This window comes from Phenylobacterium sp. (assembly GCF_028290885.1).
In the GTDB taxonomy this organism is placed as follows: Bacteria; Pseudomonadota; Alphaproteobacteria; order Caulobacterales; family Caulobacteraceae; genus Phenylobacterium.
Genome location: NZ_JAQGIZ010000022.1, coordinates 1 through 3668, shown reverse-complemented (window position 1 = coordinate 3668; position 3668 = coordinate 1). Strand labels below are relative to the sequence as shown.

5 protein-coding genes are annotated in these 3668 nt (G+C 71.2%); 4 read left to right on the top strand and 1 reads right to left on the bottom strand.

Features of this window, described 5'->3' with window-relative positions:
- The first annotated feature begins 385 nt into the window (after positions 1 to 385).
- The 4 genes from JWP28_RS01790 (at position 386) to JWP28_RS01775 (ending at position 2889) form a co-directional block, all read left to right on the top strand.
- Positions 386 to 772: a response regulator gene (locus JWP28_RS01790; protein ID WP_299539327.1), complete on the top strand. Its 387-nt coding sequence runs from the start codon at positions 386 to 388 to the stop codon at positions 770 to 772.
- A 105-nt stretch (positions 773 to 877) separates the two neighbouring features.
- On the top strand, positions 878 to 1288 hold the full coding sequence (locus JWP28_RS01785) for a hypothetical protein (RefSeq protein ID WP_299539324.1): 411 nt from the start codon (positions 878 to 880) through the stop codon (positions 1286 to 1288).
- 407 nt (positions 1289 to 1695) lie between these two features.
- Positions 1696 to 1911, top strand: coding sequence for a hypothetical protein (locus JWP28_RS01780; protein WP_299539322.1), 216 nt, complete (start codon positions 1696 to 1698; stop codon positions 1909 to 1911).
- Positions 1912 to 2013: 102 nt separating this feature from the next.
- Positions 2014 to 2889, top strand: a complete 876-nt coding sequence (locus JWP28_RS01775; RefSeq protein ID WP_299539320.1) for a lysozyme inhibitor LprI family protein — start codon at positions 2014 to 2016, stop codon at positions 2887 to 2889.
- Positions 2890 to 2912: 23 nt separating this feature from the next.
- Here JWP28_RS01775 and greA read toward each other — a convergent pair whose 3' ends face one another.
- Positions 2913 to 3392: a transcription elongation factor GreA gene (greA, locus tag JWP28_RS01770; protein WP_299539318.1), complete on the bottom strand. Its 480-nt coding sequence runs from the start codon at positions 3390 to 3392 to the stop codon at positions 2913 to 2915.
- Between the last annotated feature and the right edge of the window lie 276 nt (positions 3393 to 3668).

Genomic DNA, 3668 nt, shown 5'->3' with positions numbered 1-3668 from the left:
GCGTCGCTCAGGCGTTTGAAGCAATCCTGCTCCAGCCGTCCCTGCTGGATAAGGAACCAGCGTCCGTCAGCTCGGCGAACATTGATACGCATACTGGTGTCATCCCAACTTACAACCCTGGGATAAGTGGGAGTCGTTAACTTGACATAATCCTTCGAGCTAAACCTTTGAACTAAACGCGAATTAACTCTTTGAATCAGTGATACGGCACGGCTTGTATTGAACAGCCGGCTGGACTGCTGGGCGGGGCGCTCCGCCGGTCTATCGGCAGAGTTCCTCCCATCCGGGTTCTCACGGCGCGCCAAGGGCCGGACGCCTTGTTGGAAGCGTCGGGAACCCGACGCTTCCAACGGCGTTGAGGAAAATCGGCTGATGGGGAGTTGGCATGGGGCGAGTGCTGGTGGTCGAGGACGACCACGCGATCTGCGCGTTCATCACCGATGTGCTCGAGGAGGCCGGGCTGGAGACCGTATGCGTCCAGACGGATCGCGCCGCCTACGCAGTGCTCGCCACGTCGCCGACCTTCCGAGCCCTGGTCCTCGACATCAATCTCGGCTCCGGCACCACCGGCTATGACGTGGGGCGGTTCGCCCGGCAGGCGATCCCCGATCTGCCGGTCATCTACATGAGCGGCGAAACCTCGGAGAGCTCCTTCGAGGCCTTCGGCGTGTCCGACTCCGAGTTCCTCGCCAAGCCGTTCACGCGGGACGAGCTGCTGTCCGCCCTCCGGAAGCATGAGGCGCGGACGCTTACCCAAACCGAAGGACCGTAGGGCGCCCGCCCCACGCCGGCCGGCTGACGGACGCGCGCGCGCGACTGACGGCGTCGCGGCCGAGCCCCCTCGGGAACGAAGCCCCGCGTCCGGGGTTCGATCTGCATGAGCGCGCTCGACATCCGGCCGCACTCCCGGCGTCTCAGCCGCAATGCCGTGCTGGCGCTGGCCCTTGTCGCGGGCGGCAGTTTTACGCTCAATCTCGCCCGCCAGCTCGCGCCCCCCGGCCCGAGCCCGTTCTCCGCGCCGCAGGGGATGGCCGTCGCCGTTCAGGTCCCCGAGGCCACGCCGGCGCCCGCGATGCAGGTGGCGACGAGCGAGCCGCCGCCCCGGCGCCACGCAGAGGAGGCGGCCCCCGAAACGCCGCCCGAGGCCGCCGACGCCGCCGCACCGGAGCTTCTGGCGGTCCCCGCAGCAGCCAGCCCGGACGCCCTCCCCGCCGCCGACACTTCGGCGACCGCGCCGGACCCCGCTCCGCCCCCTGAACCCCCGCCTCCTGAGGAGCCGCCGGCCTAGACCCTTCCCGGTTCAGGCGGAATCACCCGGACCGGACAAGAAGGGTCGATCTCCAAGAGTTCGAAGCGGGGCCATGGTTCATCTGCGGGTCACGCCGGGCGGTTCATGACGGCGCGGTCCGTACGCGGCTTCGTGCCTTGTCGTGGACGGCGCCCGGCGGCCGCGTAGCGGGTTGTCGGCGGAGCCCCCGGCCATCCCCGTCTGAGCGCCGGGGGCTCCACTCGCACCGAGGCCCCGCCGCCGCGGCGAAACATTCACCATTTTGCACGCCGCCGGCAGGCCCGCCCGCCCCTTCGCCGCCTCGGGCGCACACGCCGCAAAGCTTTGAGAGTGTTAGTCAACTTGCTTCACGCGCTCTTAGGCATGCGGCGGCTATGTTGGCTCCCAGCGTTCTTGATCGGTCGTCCATGAGCCAGCTATTCGAGGTCCTGCACTTCATCCAGGCGCTGCGGATCAATCCGCTGGCGGGGGTGATCGTCGCTGCCCTGCTGGCCGCCTTCCTGGAGCAGCGGCGGGTGCGCGGCCGCACCCCGGACTTCAACGCCGCCTACCGCCATCGACCGGTCTGGCCGAACCTCTCGCCCAAGCGCCGGCGGCGGCGCCCGACGCCCCCCGCCGCGTAAGAGCGTTTCCCGGCTGCTTGGAGACCGCGCGGTCACACGATCGCAACAATTCGCCCGCACGACGACTTATCCATTCGAGGGATCGGCGAGGCAGACGGCGGCATGTCCGCAGACGAAACCGATGGGCGACCCGCCGGGTCGGCTCCCTTCATAGGCTTCCACGCCTATGCCGATGACACCTTGCGCGACGCCCCGAACGACCCGCCCGAAGGCGAGGCCGAAACCGTGCGGCGGGAGCCGCAGGACGAGTGGCCGGGCCCTCGCCGGCGCCGGTCCGGGCGGGGCGGAGGCGTCGCCGTCCTCGCCCTGGCGCTGGTCGTGGGCGCCGCCGTCGCGGTCTCCTTGAACTGGACGCCGCTCAGCCGGCAGGCGCTACTCTTCGCGTCCTCCGACGCGCCTGTCCCGGCGCTCCGCCCACGGCTGCAGGTGGAGCTGCCGCCGGCCCCTGAGGCCCAGCTCTCCGAACCCGCGCCGCTCGCCGCCCCGCCTGCCTTAGCCATGACCCTGCGGTCGGCCCCGGCCGCCGCCCCGCCGCTGTCGAGGCCGCTGTCGAGCCGGCCCGAGCCGCGTCGGATGGCCTCGCCGCTCGTCGGCGCCCCGCAGCCGCGGGATTTCAGCGCCGTGGCCCGCGACGTCGCCAGCGCCGCGCGGGCCGACGACACCGTGCCGGCCACCCCGCCGGCGCCGGCGCCGCCGCAAGCCTCGTTCGACTGCCGCTTCGCCAGGACGCCGGCGCAGCGCATGGTCTGCGAAGACCCGGAGCTGGCTGCGGCGGACCGCCGGCTGAGCCAGGCCTACCGCGCGGCCGTGGCCGCCGGCGCGCCGGAGGAGGATCTGCGCGACGAGCAGCAGGACTGGCTCAGCCTGCGCGAAGACGCCGCCCGCCGCTCGCGCCGCGCCCTGGCCGACGTCTACGAACAGCGGATCGGGGACCTCGAGCGTCAGCGCGAGGCGGCTTCGCCGAACCCGCAACCTTGACCAGACTGCGCCGCGGCCCGGGCTCAGCGGACGGCGACCACCTCGACCTCGGCGCCGTTCAGCGCCGCCACGTCTCCCACCGTCTTGCCCAGCAGCACCCCCGCCAGCGGCGAGAGGTAGGAGACGCTGCCCTTGGCCGGGTCGGCCTCGTCCTCGCCGACGATGCGGAAGGTCTGGCGCCGGCCGTCCTCGCGCTCGAGCTCGACCGTGCGGCCGAACTGGACCTTGTCGGCCTCGGCCGCCGGCTCGGTGAGCTGGGCGCTGGCCCGGCGCGACGACCAGTAGCGCAGGTCGCGGGTCGCCCTGGCCATGGCGGTCCGGTCGGCGCTGACCCCGCCCTCGGCCTGCGCGGCGGAATAGGCGGCCCGGGCTGCCGCCAGCGCCGCCTCGATGGCCGCGAGCCCGCTCGCCGTCACCAGGTTGGCATGCGCCGAGACCGGCCGGTCCGGCAGGTCCGCGGCCTGGGATTCGTAATCTTCCTCGCGGGTGAAGGCGACGGCCATCGGGTGAACATGGGGTGCGGACGGCCACGTGGAAAGGACGCCCTAGTGTCCCGATTCCGAAGTTCGCAAGCGCTTGCGGCTGGCTTTGGCGAACTTCGGAATCGATAAGGACACTAGCAAGTGTATGTTTCTAGTGTGCTTCTTGGATTTGAAGTTCGCTCGGCGCATGGCCCTGAATGCGGCGAACTTCAAATCCAGCACACTAGGCGGTCGCGAGCGCCCTCGCCCGCCGCTGGCGCCGCAGCATCGCGCCGGCCGCCCCCAGCCCCAGGATCG